This window comes from Actinopolymorpha pittospori, from assembly GCF_014873875.1.
In the GTDB taxonomy this organism is placed as follows: domain Bacteria; phylum Actinomycetota; class Actinomycetes; order Propionibacteriales; family Actinopolymorphaceae; genus Actinopolymorpha; species Actinopolymorpha pittospori.
The window spans coordinates 10,486,133-10,503,947 of sequence record NZ_JADBEM010000001.1; the positions used below are offsets into that span (position 1 = coordinate 10,486,133).

10 protein-coding genes are annotated in these 17,815 nt (G+C 67.7%); all 10 read right to left on the reverse strand.

Annotation, left to right across the window (positions count from 1 at the left end; genetic code table 11):
• Positions 1 to 65 precede the first annotated feature (65 nt).
• A complete protein-coding gene (locus tag HEB94_RS48530) occupies positions 66 to 1,511 on the reverse strand; it encodes a hypothetical protein (protein ID WP_192756097.1) in 1,446 nt (481 codons plus the stop codon).
• 284 nt (positions 1,512 to 1,795) lie between these two features.
• Entirely contained in the window at positions 1,796 to 3,265 is a 1,470-nt protein-coding gene (locus tag HEB94_RS48535) for a hypothetical protein (RefSeq protein ID WP_192756098.1), read from the reverse strand.
• Positions 3,266 to 3,550: 285 nt separating this feature from the next.
• Positions 3,551 to 4,930, reverse strand: coding sequence for a hypothetical protein (locus tag HEB94_RS48540; protein ID WP_192756099.1), 1,380 nt, complete (start codon positions 4,928 to 4,930; stop codon positions 3,551 to 3,553).
• Positions 4,931 to 5,285: 355 nt separating this feature from the next.
• Entirely contained in the window at positions 5,286 to 8,360 is a 3,075-nt protein-coding gene (locus tag HEB94_RS48545) for a DUF5722 domain-containing protein (protein ID WP_192756100.1), read from the reverse strand.
• An 83-nt stretch (positions 8,361 to 8,443) separates the two neighbouring features.
• The gene (locus HEB94_RS48550) at positions 8,444 to 9,304 is read right to left on the reverse strand and encodes a carbohydrate ABC transporter permease (RefSeq protein WP_238361820.1); all 861 of its coding nucleotides are present in this window, start codon (positions 9,302 to 9,304) and stop codon (positions 8,444 to 8,446) included.
• Positions 9,305 to 9,380: 76 nt separating this feature from the next.
• Complete coding sequence (locus HEB94_RS48555; RefSeq protein WP_192756101.1) at positions 9,381 to 10,280, reverse strand: carbohydrate ABC transporter permease; 900 nt, start codon at positions 10,278 to 10,280, stop codon at positions 9,381 to 9,383.
• Positions 10,281 to 10,313: 33 nt separating this feature from the next.
• Positions 10,314 to 11,756 (reverse strand): ABC transporter substrate-binding protein, encoded by a 1,443-nt coding sequence (locus HEB94_RS48560; protein WP_192756102.1) that lies wholly within the window; start codon positions 11,754 to 11,756, stop codon positions 10,314 to 10,316.
• 280 nt (positions 11,757 to 12,036) lie between these two features.
• The gene (locus tag HEB94_RS48565) at positions 12,037 to 13,335 is read right to left on the reverse strand and encodes an MFS transporter (protein ID WP_192756103.1); all 1,299 of its coding nucleotides are present in this window, start codon (positions 13,333 to 13,335) and stop codon (positions 12,037 to 12,039) included.
• 344 nt (positions 13,336 to 13,679) lie between these two features.
• Positions 13,680 to 16,319, reverse strand: a complete 2,640-nt coding sequence (locus HEB94_RS48570) for a polynucleotide kinase-phosphatase (protein WP_192756104.1) — start codon at positions 16,317 to 16,319, stop codon at positions 13,680 to 13,682.
• Entirely contained in the window at positions 16,316 to 17,779 is a 1,464-nt protein-coding gene (locus tag HEB94_RS48575; RefSeq protein ID WP_202896959.1) for a 3' terminal RNA ribose 2'-O-methyltransferase Hen1, read from the reverse strand. The genes HEB94_RS48570 and HEB94_RS48575 overlap by 4 nt, the downstream gene beginning before the upstream one ends.
• Positions 17,780 to 17,815: the final 36 nt, after the last annotated feature.

Here is a 17,815-nt window from a genome sequence, read left to right on the forward strand (position 1 = left end):
CCCGCAAGCCGCGATTGTGCGGGGCACCCGTTTCTTTGGGCCGAGCGCCCCGTCGCAGTCGATGCTCAGCCGAAGCAGTTGGGGATGTCGTTCGGACTTCCCGCGCAGTTGGTCGGACGGTTCCTGACGATCGTCGAGTCGTCGTCGACCGTGATCTGGGTGTTACTGAACACGCCCCCGGGGGCCCGCGTGGACGAGTTCTCGACGATCGTGGTGTTGATGAGAGAGAGGTCTGCGTCGACGTTCTCGATTCCACCGGCGACTCCCGTCGAGGCGGGCGCCCGGTTGAGCTTCACTTCGGTGTCCCGCAGCACGGCAGGACCCGCGAGGTTGGAGAACCCTCCACCTCTGCCAGTGAGCGTGACATTCTGAGTGATCCTGCTCCTGTCGACGGTCACCAGGCCGGTGCTGTTCGCAATGCCACCACCATCGAAGAGCGCGGTGTTGTGGCTGACGTCTGTCTCCTGCACGGACAGATGACCGCCGATGGTGGAGATGGCGCCGCCAGTCTCGTTGCTGGTGTTCCCGGACAGGGAACTGTCCCTCAGTTCCGTTATCGCGTCAGGGGCGTCCACGACGATCGCACCACCGGTCTGGACCGAGTGGTTGCGCTCGAACGCCGTCCTCGACACCCTTGCGACACCCAGGTTCAGGAAGGCACCACCGTCGTCGAGGCTGGAGTTGTCGCTGAGGCGGACCCGATCCATCGTGAGGAGGCCGACGTCGTTGGAGATCGCGCCGCCTTCGCCTTCTGAGAAGTTGTGCGTGATCTCCGTGAGCGTGTCGCCTGCGCGGTCCTCACCGTGCGCGTGGGAGGGTTCGCCGCCGGCGATCCGGGTCACACCGAGGTTGGAGATCGCACCGCCCGCGCCGGCCGACCGGTTCAGGGTGAACGTGCTGGCCTCGATGGTGGCTCGGCCGGCCCTCTGCACCAGCAGTCCGCCGCCACCCTGGCCGTCCTCAGAGTCGTAGCCACCTTTGACCGTCAGGTGCCGCAGGGTCAGGTCGCCACCCGAACCCACGTTGAAGATGCGGAACGGCTCGGCGTTCGCGGCGCGGACGATGGTCGCACCATTCCCCTCGATGCTGACCCGCCCGAGGATGGCCGGCAGACCACTGCGCTGCCCGGTCTCGTCCTCGTCGAACGCGGTGAGGGTGTAGGTGCACTTCGGCTCGAGTTCGAGCCTGCCGACGCCTTCGCCGTTCGCCCGTACCAGCGCCGCGATCAGCAGGTCCGAGTCGCAGGGCACCCGCCTGCCCCCGGCCTCACTGTCGTGCCCTTCGTCCTTGCGCGTGTGCTCGCCGCCCCTGTCAGTGTTCCTGGCGGTGGCTGGGGTGGCGTCTCCCCCGCTCGCGTTCATGGACGACGCCACTCTCCGCGCCGGGTCGGCGTCGACCGCCGTTGGCGGACCGCTGACCACCAGACCCATCGCCGCCAGACCGCTCACGCCGGCAACGCTCCCGATCGCGGCCAGATACCAGTGTTTCCTGCGTACCGAACCAATGCTCATTGAGCGTTCCCGACTCCAGAAGCTACAGATGGGCCCACGCTATGAGGAATTGCCAAATCAACTTCGAGAAATCCCCGGACCGGGTCTTGTGCAGCACCATCCCGATGACGACGGCGAAACAGCGCGCATAAAGAAGACACCCGTACATGTGTCCGGCCCAGCACCTGACGCGGTCGCGCCCGCAGCCGAGCTTTTACTCGACCGCGGGCGCGAACCGGACCCGCGCTCTTCAGTTGTCGTCCATGAGGCCTTCGGCCGAGCGAAGCCTCGCGTGCGATGTCCGCTCAGCCGAAGCAGTTCGGGACGTCCACCGCGTTGCCCGCACAGTTGGTCGGACGGTTCTTGATGATCGTCGAGTCGTCGTCGACAGAGATCGGGCCGTCGGTGGAGATACCACCGGGCGGGAGTGTCGACGCGTTCTCGACGACCCGCGTGTCGGTCAGCGTGAGGTCACCCTGAATGTTGAGGATGCCGGCGCCGAGGCCCGCCGGACCGAAGGCGCGGTTCAGCTTGACCTCGCTGTCTCGCAGAACCGCAGTACCGCCGAGGTTGGCGAAACCACCGGCCTGCCCGACGAGCGCGGAGTTCTCACTGATCCTGCTCTGATCGACCGTCACTATTCCGACCAGATTCTGGACGCCTCCGGCATCGTCGGCCGCGGTGTTGTGGCGGACCTCCGTACGCTGCAGGTAGAGCCGACCATTGTCGTTGGCGATGCCTCCGGCATCCCCGCTGCTGTTGCCGGTGACAGAGCTGTCCTGAAGCTCGATGATCGCCGCCGCGCCGAGGGCCGCGATGGCGCCGCCCTCCTCGATCGAGTGGTTGCGATCGAGCTTGGTCCTGGACAGTTTGGCGACGCCGCTGTTCACCAGCGCACCCCCGTCGTCGAGGCTGGTGTTGTCGCTCAGACGAGCACGATCCACCGTGAGTGACCCGACGTTGAGGATCGCGCCACCGTCGCGCACAGCGCTGTTCCGCGTGATCTCGGTGGTCGCGTCGTGCTTGCCGTCCTCAGCTTCTTTGTCATCCGTGCCGTGCTTGCCGTCCGCCGTGTCGCCGCCAACGATCCTGGTGACACCGAAGTTGCTGATCGCACCGCCACCGGTAGCGGATCGGTTGAGGGTGAGATTGCTCTCCTTGATGGTGGCTCTGCCGCCTTCCTGCACCAGCAGAGCACCGCCACCCAGCTCGTTTCGGGTGTCGCCACCCTTGACCGTGAGGTTCCGCAAGGTGAGGTTGCCACCAAAGCCCACGTTGAAGATGCGATAGGGCTCGGCGTTGGCTGCGCGGACGATGGTCGCACCATTTCCCTCGATGCTGACCCGCCCGAGGATGGCCGGCAGACCGCTGCGCTGGTCGGCCTCGTCGTCGTCGAACGCGGTGAGGGTGTAGGTGCACTTCGGCTCGAGTTCAAGCCGGCCGACACCCTTGGCGTTCGCCCGTACCAGCGCCGCGATCAGCAGGTCGGAGTCACAGGGCACCCGCCTGGCCCAGTCCTCCTCGCCGTACTCCGTGCCGTCCTCATCGCCGTCGTGATCCTTGCCCTTGTCACCGTCCTCGGAGCCGCCATCCTTCGAACCACCGTCTCCCCCGCGCGACCCCGCGGCCGGCACGGCCTGCCTGGCCGCCTCGTTGGCGCCCACCGCGGGCGGACCACTGAGTACCACACCAATCGCCGCCAGGCCGCTGGCGCCGGCCACACCTCCGATCGCGGCCAGATACGAGCGTTTCCTGCGTACCGAACCAAAGTTCATTTAGCGTTCCCCCGACTCCAGAAGCTACAGATGGGCCCACGCTATGAGGAATCGGCAAATCAACTTCGAGAAATCCCCAGACCGGGTCTTGTGCAGTACCTTCTCGATGCCGACAGCGAAACAGCGCACATAAAAACAGCACCGCTCATATATGTCTGGCCAGCCCCTGACACGGTCGCGCCCGGAGCCGAGTTGCATACTCGACTCCGGGCGCGGACCGGGCCTGCGTTATTCAGTTGTCGTGCGCCTGCATGTCCGACGAAGGTGCTGTGTCACCTGGCCCACTCAGCCGAAACAGTTCGGGACGTCGTTCGGGCTCCCCTCACAGTTGGTGGGACGGTTCTTGATGATCGTCGAGTCGTCGTCCACGGTGAAGGCGTCGTTGTTGTTGAAGATGCCTCCGGGCGCCATGGTCGAGGCGTTCTCGACGACCTGGGTGTCCGTGAGGGTCACGTCTCCGTCGATGTTCGCGATTCCACCGGCCTGACCAGCCGGGCCGAACGCCCTGTGCTGGCTGACCTCACTGTGGCGCAGGACGAGTTCGCCCGCGACGTCGAACACACCGCCGGCCATCCCCGTCAGTGCGTTGTTCTCGTTGATCTTGCTTCGCTCGATCACGGTCGTGCCGTCGATGATGGCGACGCCGCCGCCATCGTCGGTCGCCGTGTTGTGGCTGACGTCGACCCGCTGCGCGTACAGCTGGCCCCCACCGAGGTTCGTGAGGCCGCCGCCGTCGTTGCCGGCGGTGTTGCCCGTGACGGAGGAGTCCCGCAGCTGTGTGTTGGTGTCGGTGTTGACGGAGGTGAGGCCGCCGCCGTCGACGGACGCGTGGTTGCCGTCGATCTCGGTTCGCGAGATCTTGGCGACGCCACCTTCGACGTTGGCCAGTGCTCCACCCGAAGCCAGGCTGTTGTTGTACGTCAGGCGCGCGTTCTCCACGGTGAGTGCCCCGGTGTTGGCGATCGCACCACCGTCACCCACGGAGGTATTGAGGGTGAGCTCCGACCCACCGCTCCAGGAGTCGTCTTCTCCGTGGCTGTTCTTCTCCGCGTCATCCTTGCGCTCGCCGCCGCCGACGATTCTGGTGACGCCACGGTTGAAGATCGCTCCACCCAGTCCGGTCGTCCGGTTGAGTGTGAAGTCACTCGCTTCGATGGACGCCTTGCCGCCCGCCTGGACCAGGAGGCCACCACCACCTTCCGGGGTCCGCGCGTCGCCACCCTTGACTGTCAGATCACGCAAGGTCAGGTTGCCGCCAGATGCCACGTTGAAGATACGGAACGGCTCGGCGTTGGCCGCCCGGACGATCGTCGCGCCCTTGCCGTCGATCTTGATACGTCCGACGATCACCGGGAGCCCGTCGTCATCCTCGAACGCGGTGAGCGTGTAGGCACACTTGGGCTCGAGTTCGAGGTTGGCAACTCCTTCTGCGTTGCCGCGGACGAGCGCCGCGATCAGTAGGTCCGGATCACAGGGCACCTGCTTGACCTTGTCATCCTTGCCCTTGTCACCGTCCTTCGAGCCACTGTCACCACCCATGGGCTGGGCCGCCGAGGCCGCCCGGCGGGCCACCTCACTCGTGCCCGTCGTCGGCGCGTCGGTCGCCAACGCCACACCGATCGCCGCCAGGCCGCTCGCCCCGGCAAGTCCCCCAATTGCTGCCACGTACCAACGTTTCCTACGATCAGAACCGAAGTTCATATCATCCCCCGCTTCGGAACTTGGAAGTAAAGAAACGCTATGAGGCTTTGGGTGCACAACTCCCGGGATTCCCCCGCATTGGTTCTTCTGTAGGACGCCAAGGTCCGGCCAGGAAAGGCTGACTGGATCGGATAACGGCACACCTGGGTGCACTGCGCCGCCTTCTACGGGTTGGTGAGGATGACACCGGGATGCCCCTCCTCACCCGATCGGGGCGACGGCTGCGGTGCTTGGTGCGACGCGAGGTCGGCACCCGTTCGAGACAGACAAACCGGCCCCGAGGAGACCCTCGAGGCCGGTTGAGAAGAACCCGCTGATGTCAGTCGAGATATGTCACGTCGTCGACCTGGAAGCGTGGACTCCACGGCGTGTCAGACCCGAGGGCTCGGAAACTGACTTCCATGCCGGTGATCCGGTCGCGGTAGGGCCAGTCCTCGACGTCGAGACTGATTTCGTTCCACCGGTCGGCTTGGAAGCTCGAGACTGTGGTGGTCCGGGTCTGCGTTCCACTCAGCAGGATGAACCTGACTTCGTAGCCGGTTGCTCCCGTCGCCCCACCATAGGCGTCCACCCAGGCAACGACCGTACGCGCGGCGGACAGGTCCAGCGGTGTCGCGGTGTGCACGGCCACCGTCTTCGGGGTGGAGGCCGGAACCGCCGCGGCGGTCGCCTCGAGGGCGCGGCGGCCACCGTGCGGGGCCTGCGGACCGTTGGCGAACCTCTCCACGGCAGCGACGGACGTGACGTTCTCACCTGCCGCCCAGCCGTCGGTTCCGGTCTCGAAGCCGTAGATCTGGGTGGGTGTCGCCGGCGGGACGGTGAACGTCGTCCGGATGACCTGCCGCAGATATGTCGCACAGATGGTCGGGTGGTCGGCGTCCGCCGGGTCGAAGGCGGTCACGGTCGTCTGGTAGGTCCTGCTCTCGCCGGTGCCGAGCCCGGTCACGTCCAGGCTGCTTGGTGTGACACTCACCCCGTCGCATGGCCGGAGTTCGAGGACGTGGTCCAGGCCCCGCGCATCGTTGTTGGTGACGGTGACCGACAGGGCGGCACCCACCGCGTGGTGGTCGGACAAAGTGGCCGACACGTCGAGGTTGCGCAGGCCGCTCGGCGCCGGTGCGACACTTCGCGCCAGGGTGACGTGGTCGAGGTCGAAGCTGCCGCGCCAGTCGTCGTTGCTCGTACCACGAACCCAGACCTTGATCCGCTGGATCGCCGAACGCCCCTCCCAGTCCGACAGATCCAGGGACAGCGACGTCCAGCCCCGCTCGGGATCGAGTCGCGCCACGCCGTAGGCCACCTGCCCGTCCCGCGCGTAAACCTGCACCTTCGCAGAGAACACGTTGCCCGCCTGGAACTGGCCCGGGGCCGGTTCGGGGACCTTGACGGCGAGGTTCAGGTGGGGTGTCCCCGTGGCGTCCAGCGGCTCGGGCAGGACGACGTCGGCGCCCTTCCAGGTCTTGGCGTCGCGTGACCAGGCCGGCAACTGGGCGGCGTTGTCGAAGCGCACCCGCAGCGCACCCGCCCCGGTGTAGCCGCCGGTGACGCCCTGCACCGCCGAGGCGTTGTCGGAGGGACGCCAGCCATCCGGCCCGTCCTCGAAGTCGGCGACCACGCTGCTCCCGACGGGTCGGGCATCAAGGAGGGTGGCCACCTGTGTGGGCACGGCGCGTTCGGCGAGCTTGGCCGGGTCGAAGCCGGGTATGACATCGGCCCAGTCGTCGATTCCTATGATCTGCTTGGCGAAGTCGGTGGCCCGCGTCGAGCCCGCGGTGTCGATCTGGGTGAGGACGTCGTAGATCTCCTTGTGCCGGCCCGGCAGGGCGGCCTCGGTCCGCTCGTCGTCCCAGGTCCACAGGCCGAGGCGGAGTCCGCCCTCCTGCTGGTGGTCGACGTGGCGGTGCAGGATGAACGCGTCGACGCTGTCGAGGAACCGGACCTTGTAGTAGGCGTAGGCATAGCAGGCCGCCTGGAGGCGTTCGGCGTCCGCGGTGTCACCGGGGGTGTTGCAACCCTGTTCGGACAGGATGATCCGCCTGCTCCCACCGTCGTAGCGGAGGTCGTCCTGGCTGAGGTACTCCGGCAGCACCTCGATGTTCTTGAAGGTGATGCGCTGTGTGTCAGGCCCGGGTTGCGCGGTCGTGTCGTTCCAGAAGGCGGGATCGAAGAGGTCCTCGGGATAGGGATGGTAGGCGACGCTCCAACCCACGTCGCCGGTGTGCTTGGTGAGGGCGTTGAGCTGGTCGATGACGTCTCGGCCCGCGTAGTAGCGGGTCGGGTTGTCCGGGTCCGGATTGGTGCCACAGACGATCGTCCAGCAGTGGGTGAGGGAGATGTAGGTACGGGCGCCGGCCCAGTATTTCTGTGTCGCCTGCCAGGCGATCCGGACGGCCTTCGCGTAGTAGCTCAGGAAGTCGTCCAGGGGCATGTCGCCGGAGTTGGCCCACACCCACTGGGCGTCGACCTCGTTACCGACGATGTAGCCGACGGCCCGGCCGTACTTCTCGTCCGCTCTGGTGTAGCGGTCGGCGAGGAACTCCATGGCGGCGGTGAAGTGTGCGAGACCGTCGGCGGTCTTGGTGTTGAACGCGTAGACGGTGCCGCCCCCCACCTCGGCGTCGGGGTGGTGCAGGATCGGCCAGGCAGAGGTCGGGTCGGCGTCCTGGTAGAGGATCAGGATCAGGTTGACGAGGACGCCGTTGTCCGACAGCGGCTTGATCTGTCCGTCCAGACTCGCGACCGCGTCGGCGTCGAAGTAGAACGTACGACCGTTGGACTCGAACGGCACCACGGCGCCGGGATCCTCGCCCGGGCCGTTGCGCATGAGCTCGTTGAAGGCGACGTTGATGCCGGCATGCTGGACGCCGAGTTCCTCGGCGTCGTCGGTCATCTCGACCTGCAACCCCTTCTTGCTCGCCGCCTTCGGGTAGGCGAAGTCGCGGGCTCGGGTGAAGTCCAGCCTGTCGACGTAGTGAGGGCCCCCAACGGGCTGGGCGGAGTCTCCGCCGCCGGCGACGACGACGTACTGGTCGTAGAGCCGGTCCTGCCCGGCCGCGTCCATGCGCGGCAACGTCGCGGTGAACCCGCCCGAGGCGTCCGCGGTGGTGGACGCGGCCGGCTCGGTCCCGGTGTAGCTGTCCGGCGGCGCCTGCGCCCCGAGGGCGTAGACGGCCACAGGTGTCGACGCGTCGGGCACCGTGCCGGTGACGACGATCGTGGTGTCGCGCGCCGAGACCGAGGTGATGCCTGCTTCCGCGGCGCTGGTGCCGGCTGTCGTCGCCGCCCGCGGCGGCGTGCTCGCCACGGCCGACAGGGCCGGAACCATGGCGACCAGCACGCAGGCCACGACCGTCAGGATCCGATGTCCGCGCCGTCGAAGGAACCGCCTTGACATGACTGACCTCCAGGTCGGGTGGTCCGTGCGAGGGGTGGTGGCTCGTGGCCTACGGGTCGCCGGCATCCTCTGATAGGGGGAGGTCACCGGTTGCCCCCGACGCCGGGCAGGCCGCCCTGGAGCCCGGCGAGGAAGTACTTCGACAAGAGGACGAACAACAGCAGCAGCGGGACACTGGCGATGGCGTAGCCGGCGAACAGCGGGCCGTACTCGGTGGCGTTCTGGGTCTGGAAGAACTGCAGACCCGCCGACACCGTGCGCAGCTCGTTCTCGGTGACGGTGAGCAGCGGCCAGAAGAAGTCGTTCCACACCCCGATCACGGTCACCAGCGCGATGGTTCCAAGGATCGGCAGCGACAGCGGCAGCATGATCGAGACGAACATGCGCGGTCCTCCGGCACCGTCCACCCGCGCCGCGTCGAACAGCTCCTGGGGCAGCTGTTCGACGAAGGTCTTCATCAGCAGCGTGCCGAGTACGGCACCCCCGACGATGTGAGGGATGACCAGGACGGCGCGTGTGTTGAGCAGGCCGAGGTCGCGCATGAGCACGAACATCGGGATCAGGCTGGAGATGCCCGGCACCATGAGCAGGGCGGCGACCAGTCCGAACAGAACCTTGCGGCCGAAGAACTCGTAGCGGGCGAAGACGAACGCGGCCAGCGAGCACAGCACGACCGCGCCGACGATCGCCGCGGCAGCCACGATCACCGAGGTGACGAAGTACGGCCGGATCTGTTCCCAGGCTCGGGTGTAGTTCTCCAGGTGGAGCGGGAGCGTCGGCAGCCACCAGGACTCGTAGTACTGCTGGTTGGTCTTGAACGACGTCGCCAGCATGAACAGGAACGGAAACAGGCCCACGAACACGATCAGGGCGAGAACGGCCTTGATCAGCAGCTGGTTTCGCCGACGGCGCGAGCGGAGGGGCCTGGCACCCGATCCCGTCATACCTCTTCCGGGAGGGTGTCGCCGCGACGGCGCTCGGCGCGCCGGCTGGCTCCCACCGGGTCGTGTGTCGGTGATCTCAGAGCGAACGGACATCCGTGGTGTCCTTCCTCCGCACGTAGACGATCACGATGCTGAGCAGGATGGTCATGACGAACAACGTCGTCGACAACGCGGCCGCGTAGCCCCAGTCGCTGCCCTGGAACGCGACGCCGAGCATGCGCAGGACTGGGACCTGGGTGGCGTTGTCGGGGCCGCCGCCGGTGAGGAGGTAGGCGGCGAATCCGTACTGCAGGACGCTGATGGTCGCGAGGAACACCAGGAGCTTGAGCTGGCTCGCCATCAGGGGCAGGTCGATCGCGGTGAGCCTGCGGAGCCGTCCGCAGCCGTCCAGTGCGGCCGCCTCGAAGACCTCGCTCGAGACGTTCTGCAGGGTGGTGAGGAAGACGAGGAACGGCAGGCCCGCGACGAACGGGAACCCGATGAACAACAGGGACAGCAACGCGAAGTGCGGGTCGCCCACCCAGTTCTGGGCCAGCCCGCCGAGTCCGACGCCCTTGAGGACTCGGTTGATGACACCGTTGTTGGGTTCGTACATCGCCGCCCACAGCAGGACGGTGACCACGCCGGGGAAGGCCATCGGCGCGATCAGCAGGGTGCGGAACACGAACTGTGCCCGCTTGCTCTCCAGGCTGATGACGAGTTCGGCGGCGAGGAGTGGGATCGCCCAGGCGATGGTGACACCGAAGACGAAGATGAAGCCGAGGTTGCGGAACGACCTCCACCACAGGTCGTCCGCGAGCATCGTGACGTAGTTGTCCAGGCCGACGAAGGGCGAGTCGAAGCCGGGTCGCCATTCGTAGAACGAGTGCCAGATCCCGCTCACCGCCGGGTAGTAGGCGAACATCGCCAGCGTCACGAAGAGTGGCAGAAGCGCGAGATAGACGTACCAGGGGAAGCGTCTGCGCCCTTCGGGCATGGTTGCTCCTTCGACGCGGTCCGGTCGCGGGGTCTACTGCTTCGCCCAGGGCTCGTTCTCCCACTTGTTGTCCTTGACCGCCTGGCGTTGCCCCTTGATCCACAGGTCCTGCAGGTAGGACTCCTGTGCGGTCTGCGACTTCGTGCCGAGCAGCCACCCTTCGTAGAGGCTGAGCGTGGTCACCCCGGGTGGTCCGCCGGGAACCGCGAGCGGGATCGAGTCACCCCACGTGCCGTCGGCGAAGGCCTTGGTCTCGTCGGCGCCGGTCGCTCCCTCGACCGCGGAGATTCCGCCGGTCGCGGCGAGCCATGGCTGGATGTTGGCCGGGGTACTGACGAACTGCAGGAACTTCACCGCGGCGTCGAGTTTGTCGCCCTTGATCGTCGACGGGATCATGTAGCTGGTCCCGCCGACGCTGGCACCGAACCGGGCCGGCGCGCCACTCGCCACCGGTGTGGACTCGGTGGTGATCTGCGGGAACGGCGTGCTGGCGAAGTCGAACTTCACGTCCTTCAGAGCGCTCACTCCGAAGTTGACGCCCCATGCCATGCCGGACCTACCGGCGGCGAAGTCGCGCAGGCCGACGACGGCGCCGTTGAGGCCCTCGGTGTTGCCGGACCAGTTCTTGTCCACGCAGGCGTCCCACATCCGCTTGATCAGCTTGTGGGATTCCACGACCTCGGGTGTTTGGGTGGTGAGGTCACCGGACAGGACCGCTTTGGCCATGGCCTTTCCGGCCACGGTGGGCTTTCCGGTCGACGACATCGCCTTACCCGGCTTTCCGTCGACGGTGTAGGTGTTGAGCTTGTCGACGTACTTGTCGAGGAGCATGCCGCTGATGGTCGTCATCGTCCACGCGGGGCCGAGGTCGGATCGGTCCATCGCGAGGGGCGTGTAGCCCGCGGCCCGGAGCTTTCCGCACCCGTCGAGGAGGTCCTCGAAGTTCTTGAACGGCGCGGTCACTCCGGCCTTCTGGAACGCGTCCTTGTTGTAGAAGAGACCGATTCCGACCAGGTTGAAGGGGACGAACTCGATCTTTCCTTCGGCGTTGCGGCTGGACGGGTTTCCGGTCCCGTAGTAGCGCTTGCGGAAGACGTCGAGCCAGCGTTCGCTGCCGGGACCGTCCTTGATGTAGGGGTTCGGCTTCTGAAGGTACTCATCCAGCGGGTGCACCATGTAGGGCTGGTGGGGTGCCTGGTTGAACACCAGTTCCGGCGCCGTGCCCGCCGACAGGTGCGTCGAGATCGTCTGGCCGAAGCTGGTCAGCGGCAGCACCACGGTCTTCACCTTGATGTGCGGCTCCGCCTTCTCGAACCTCGCGATCAGGTCCTCCCACGGCTGGCCGAACGACGAACCGCTGTCGTTCCACTGGTTCGGGCCTTCCAACGTGATGGTCGCGTCACCGCCGTCGGAGGCTTCCTCACCGCCACCACAGGCCGACGCCGCCAGTGCCAACGCGGCAATGCCCACGAGCATGCGCGTCAGGGTCGAGCCACCGCGCCGCGAGCGCGTGACGTGGTTGAGTGCGAACATGCGCGGGCCCTCCCGGTTTCAGGCCACTGCCGCCGAATGGGATCACGTGCCGAGGAGGAATGCTGTATCGATTCAAATCGAAGCTCGGACAGTGTTCATCGCGACTCGGACCGTGTCAACCACTCGGCACGTCCCTGAACGCGAGCGCTACGAGAGGTTTCCTGCATCGGCCATCGCCCCTGACCTCGTGCGGAGTGCAGGTCGGTGAGTGGGTGCGTCGGCCTCAGGTCCGGACGGCCGCGCCGCGCTCCTCCTGGATCTGTTCCAGGGACTTCCCAGCCGTTCGTGGCATGAACACAATGCCGACGACACCGCTCACGATCAGGAGCAGCAGCAGGATCAACGCGAGCGTACGGAATCCGGTGGCGGCCAGCACCGGGACCATGAAGCTCCATCCGCCGATCAGGATGCGCACCACTCCGTAGAGCAGGGCCTGCGAGGTCGCCCTGATCTTGGTGGGGAAGAGTTCGGTGGACCACACCCGGAAGAACGGACCCTGCCCGAATCCGCTGCCGATGTTGTTGACGAGGATGTAGGCGAACGCGACGCCCACGCCCAGCGGGAAGCTGAACAGCAGACCGTAGGCGATCGCCTGCAGCGCCGCGCCCACGGCGAACAGCAGCCTGCGGTGCCTGGTGTCGCTGAACGGCATGAAGATCAGCGACGTGGTGATGGTGACGACCAGGAAGCCCAACGCCTGCAGACCGACGCTGACACCCTGGCCCTGCCCCCCGACGGTGCGCAGGATGTAGGGGAAGAAGAAGCCGGCGGTCCCGGCGACCAGGTTCCACGGCAGGAACATCGCGAAGACGAACGCGAAGGCTCGCAGGTTGGCGCGGGTGGTGAAGTCTCGCAGCCGCATCCGCTGCCGCGTCGTCGTGGCGGTCGCCTTCCAGCGTTCGGACTCCACCATTCCGCGGCGTAGGAACCACGTGACCACGGCCACGACGAACAGGTGCGCGAAGACGATCCGGATACCGAGCAGGCCGAGCGGTGCCAGCGCCCAGGCGAGGGCAAGGGTCAGTACCGGCCCAAGAGACCAGAACACGTTCGTCAGGCCGAGCAGCCTGCCGCGGGCACGGTCGGGTGAGAACTCCGCGATGAGCGTCCAGGACGTCGGGATGTCCGCGCCGACCGCGAGCCCGACGATGACGAAGCCGATCAGGAGCCCCACCAGGTCGGGGGAGAAAATGATGAACAGCGTGCCGAACGCGTAGATCAGCAGGTCCCACTGGTAGACCGCCTTCCGGCCGACCCGGTCCCCCAGCCAGCCGCCGATGAGGCAGCCGATTCCCGCGGAGATCGCGTTGGAACTGAACGCCGCGATGAGGCCGACCGTGCCGCTACTGAGGTGGTACGCCGTCGCCCACAGGGCCAGGCCGGCCGACCCGGCGACGATCGAACCGGCGTCGATGTAGTCGGCCATGGAGGCCAGCACCGCCCACCGCCACTGCCGCCGATCCACCCCGCTACCCCGGGTCGACACGGCACTGCTGGTACGTCCGCTCGCACGACCGCTCATGCGCAAGGCTCCGTCCCACCCCGCCCCGCGCGCCAGCACACCGCGCTCCAAGCCGGCAGTGCTCCGCGCTCACATTCTGGCCGGGGTCGATCAGGTCGATGAGTGCGTGTCCGCGCGCGACCACTCACCCCGGTGTGAAAGCGCGGGCACGGTGGAGAACGCCCCGATCGTTCTCAGCCCGGCATCCGTCGTCAAGCCGACTCGGCAACTTCGGCCACACCCCGGCTACGACCGGCCAACCGCCCTCGGGACCGGCCCGGCATACAAGCGCTGTTCGGAAACTGGCTCCGAGCGGACCCTTCCTCCGTTGTCGTCATGCCTGCCTTGACGGTGCCGCCAGCGCCCTACAGGCGCGGGTCGACCGGCTCGGACTCCAGGGCCAGCAGCGCGAACACGGGTTCGTGCACACGCCACAGCGGTTCGCCCCGGGCGAGGCGCTCCAGCGACTCCAGGCCCAGCGCGTACTCCCGCAGCGCCAGGGAGCGTTTGTGTCCGAGCTCGCGGTCGCGCAGCCGGGTCAGGTTGGCTGGCTCGGTGTAGTCCGGACCGTAGATGATGCGCAGGTACTCGCGGCCACGGACCTTGAGGCCGGGTTGCGCCAACCCCTTCCCGACTCGGGTGAGGTTGGCGTACGGCTTGACGACCATGCCCTCGCCACCGGCCGCGGTCAGCTCCTCCCACCAGTCCACGCCCGCGGCCACGGACTCCGCCGAGCCGGTGTCCACGACCAGCCGCCGAGTCGGGCGGACCAGCGCCGGGTCGGCCTCGACCAGACGGTCGGCGACGCCGAGATGCCAGTCGTGGTCGCGCTGGTGCCAGGTCGCGCCCTCACTCGCCAGGACCTGGAACGGGGCCACCATCACTCCGTCGAGACCGCTCACGTCCCAGCAGTAGCGGCGGTACGCGGCAGCGAAGGCGTCGGCGTTCGTCGTGCGGGCGTGGGTACGCAGGGTCAGGTCCGCGACGTCCAGCCCACGGGCCGTCGCGCCCGCGAGCGCGTCCATGGCCGCCGGGAGCATCGCGCGTGACGCGGCGCCGACGGCGGCGTACTGCTCACGCAGCAGCGCCACCGCCTTGACCGACCACGGCAGGAGTTCGGCGTCCAGAAGGACCCAGTCGGCGTCGAGTTCCTGCCACAGGCCAGCCGAGGTGGCCGCGGCCCGGATCCGGGCGAGGAGCGTCTCGGTCAGGTCGGGGGCGAAGAAGGACCGGCCGGTCCTGGTGTAGACCGCACCACTCTCGCCAGCCGGCGCACCGAACCGTCGTGCCGCCACCGCCTCGTCGCGGCAGATCAGCAGGACCGCTCGGGAGCCCATGTGCTTCTCCTCGCAGATCACCTGCCCGACGCCCGCGGAGGCGTACGCAGCGAAGGCGTCCTCGGGGTGTTCGAGCAGGTCCGCGCGCTTCGACGTCGCGACGGGCGCCATCGTCGGCGGCAGGTAGGGAAGCCAGCGGGGGTGGAGCGCGAATCGGCTCATCACCTCCAGGGCGCCGGCGGCGTTCTCCGCGCGCACCGAGATCCGCCCGTGGTGGCTGGTCTCGACGATCTGCTTGCCGAGGACGTCGGTGATGTCGAGCTCGTCGCCGGCCCGGTCGCGGCCGCCGGCCGTCGCCTCGCCGGTCTCCGCCGCTACCGGGAACGGCTTGGCCGGCTCGTACCAGACCTGCTCGGCGGGCACCCGCACGATCTCCTTCTCCGGGTAGCGCAGGGCGGTGAGGTGTCCGCCGAAAACGCAGCCGCTGTCGAGGCACATCGTGTTGTTGACCCACTCGGGTTCCGGGGTCGGCGTGTGGCCGTAGAGCACCATGGCCCGGCCGCGGTAGTCGTTCGCCCAGGGATAGCGGACGGGCAGGCCGAACTCGTCGGTCTCGCCGGTGGTGTCGCCGTACAGAGCGAAACCACGGACCCTGGCCGAGGCGCGCCCGTGGTACTCCTCCTTCAGGCCCGCGTGGGCAACGACGAGCCGGCCGTCGTCGAGGACGAGGTGGGAGATCAGGCCGTCGCACCACGTCTCGACGTCCTTACGGAAGTCCTCCGGCTCGGCGGCGAGCTGCTCCAGCGTCTCGGCGAGGCCGTGGCTGACTCGGACGTTCCGTCCGATGAGGGCCCGGACCAGCTTGTTCTCGTGGTTACCCGGGACGGCGAGGGCGTGCCCCGCGGCGGTCATGCCCATCGCCAGCCGGAGCACGCCGGGCGAGTCAGGTCCGCGGTCGACCAGGTCCCCGAGGAAGACGACCTGACGTCCCTGCGGGTGCGCCGCGTCGACCGCTCGGCCCTCCTCGTCGCGGGTGAGCACGTAGCCGAGCCGGTCCAGGAGCGACTCGAGCTCCGCGCGACAGCCGTGGACGTCGCCGATGACGTCGAAGGGGCCGTGCTGGTCACGCAGGTCGTTGAACAGCTTTTCCCGGACGATCCGGGCCGAGTCGATCTCCTCGACCGAGCGCAGGACGTGGACCTTACGGAAACCTTCGCGGTTCAGCCCCTTCAGCGAACGCCGCAGTTGGTCGCGCTGGCGACGTACGACGTGCGCGCCGAAGTCGCGGTCGGTCCTGGCTCGGTTGCGGGCGACGCACACGCTCTCCGGCGGGTCGAGGACGATGGCGACCGGGAGTACGTCGTGGGCTCTGGCCAGTTCGACGAGCTGGCGGCGGGCGTCCCCCTGGACGTTGGTCGCGTCGACGACGGTGAGCCGGCCGGCCGCGAGGCGCTTACCGACGATGTAGTGGAGGACGTCGAAGGCGTCCTGGGTGGCCGCCTGGTCGTTCTCGTCGTCGCGGACCAGCCCACGACAGAAGTCGCTGGAGACGACCTCGAACCGGCCGAAGTGGCGGGCGGCGAAGGTGGACTTGCCCGAACCGGAGGGGCCGATCAGCACGACCAGGCACAGGTTCGGGACGTCGAGCAGCCGGCCACTCTGCCCGTCGACTGCCTGGTGGTCGGTGCCGCTGGTCTCGTCGGCGTTGTCGGTGGGTTGGGTGCTCACGCGCTGACCTCCGCTCGCGGTTCGCCGTCACTGGTCTCCAGCGCGTCGGTGATGCGGGTGAACACCGCCATCTGGGTCGGTGGTCCGAGGTCGGGGTCGAGTTCGCCGATCGGCACGAACCGGACGTCGTAGCCGTGCGCGTTGCCCGCCCGTCTCGCCCACGCCTCGAACTCCGCACGGCTCCACTCGAAGCGGTGGTCGGGGTGGCGCATGCCCCCGGCGCGCAGGCTCTCGTACCGCGCGTTGAACTCGACGTTCGGTGTCGTCACCACCACCGCGCTCGGCCGGGCGTGCGCGAACACGGTTCGCTCCAGGGCCGGCAGCCGCTCCGGGTCCAGGTGCTCGACCACCTCCATCAGTACGATCGCGTCGTAACCTTCGAGCCGGGAGTCCCGGTAGGTCGCCGAGGACTGCAGGAGCGACAGCCTCGCCCGCTGGCTGTCGGGCATGCGGTCCAGGTCGAGGCGTCGGGCGGCCCGGTCGAGTTCCCTCGGCGCGACGTCGACACCGACGATCTCGGTGAACGACGGATCCGCGATCAGGTCCCGCAACAGCGCGCCCTCACCGCATCCGAGGTCGACGACGCGCGTCGCGCGGAGTGTCCTGAGCTCGGCGAGTACGGCGGCTCGACGTATCCGGACCAGCGGCTCGCGCTGCTCGCTCTGTTCGTTCGTCGCGGTGTCGGCTTGTTCCTCCACCTGCGCGCTCATCGTGTCGTCGAGGGCGGCGAGGCGCTCGGCCGCGTCGCTCACGTAGCCGCTCTGATGGGCGAGGTAGCGGCGCATGATCAGGTCACGTTCGGGATGCGTGCGCAGCCAGGTCCCACCACCACGGACGAGCTTGTCGATCTCCTCGGTGCTGACCCAGTAGTGCTTCGCGCCGTCGAGGACCGGGAGCAGGACGTAGAGGTGACTCAGCGCAGCGTCGAGGGTCATGGTGCCGGCGAGGTGGGTGTCGACGTATCGGGACTCTCCCCAGCTGGGCACTTCGGGGTCAAGAGGGTGTGTCGAGGCGGTGACCCGCCAGCCGAGCGGCGCGAAGAGCCGCTCGACCAGGTCGGCGCCGCCGCTGCTGGGCAGGGAGGGCAGGTGGATCTCGAGTGGGAGTAGGGCACCCTCGAGGTCGGGGCGCTCCTTGCAGCGGCCGCGCATCGCCGAACGGAACACTCGCCCCAGTGCGACCGCGAGCATCGAGGAGGCGGCGTGTGGCCGGTCGTTCACGTACTGCGCCAGCGCGAACCCGTCGCCGCCGAACCGTCTTCCGCGCACCAGTCGGATGGGGTCGACCTCGACCAGCAACGCCACCGTGCACCGATCGTCGTCCGCCCGCGGGTAGAACACGTGGGCGGTCCCGACGGACAGGTCGAAGCTCTGCACCCGGTCGGGATGCTTGTGCAGCAGGAACCCAAGATCGGTGGCGTTCGGTGCGGTCGAGGTCAGCGTGAGGAACACGGGCGCCATTCTTCACCCAGGTACGCCCGCGTGGTGTGTCCGGTC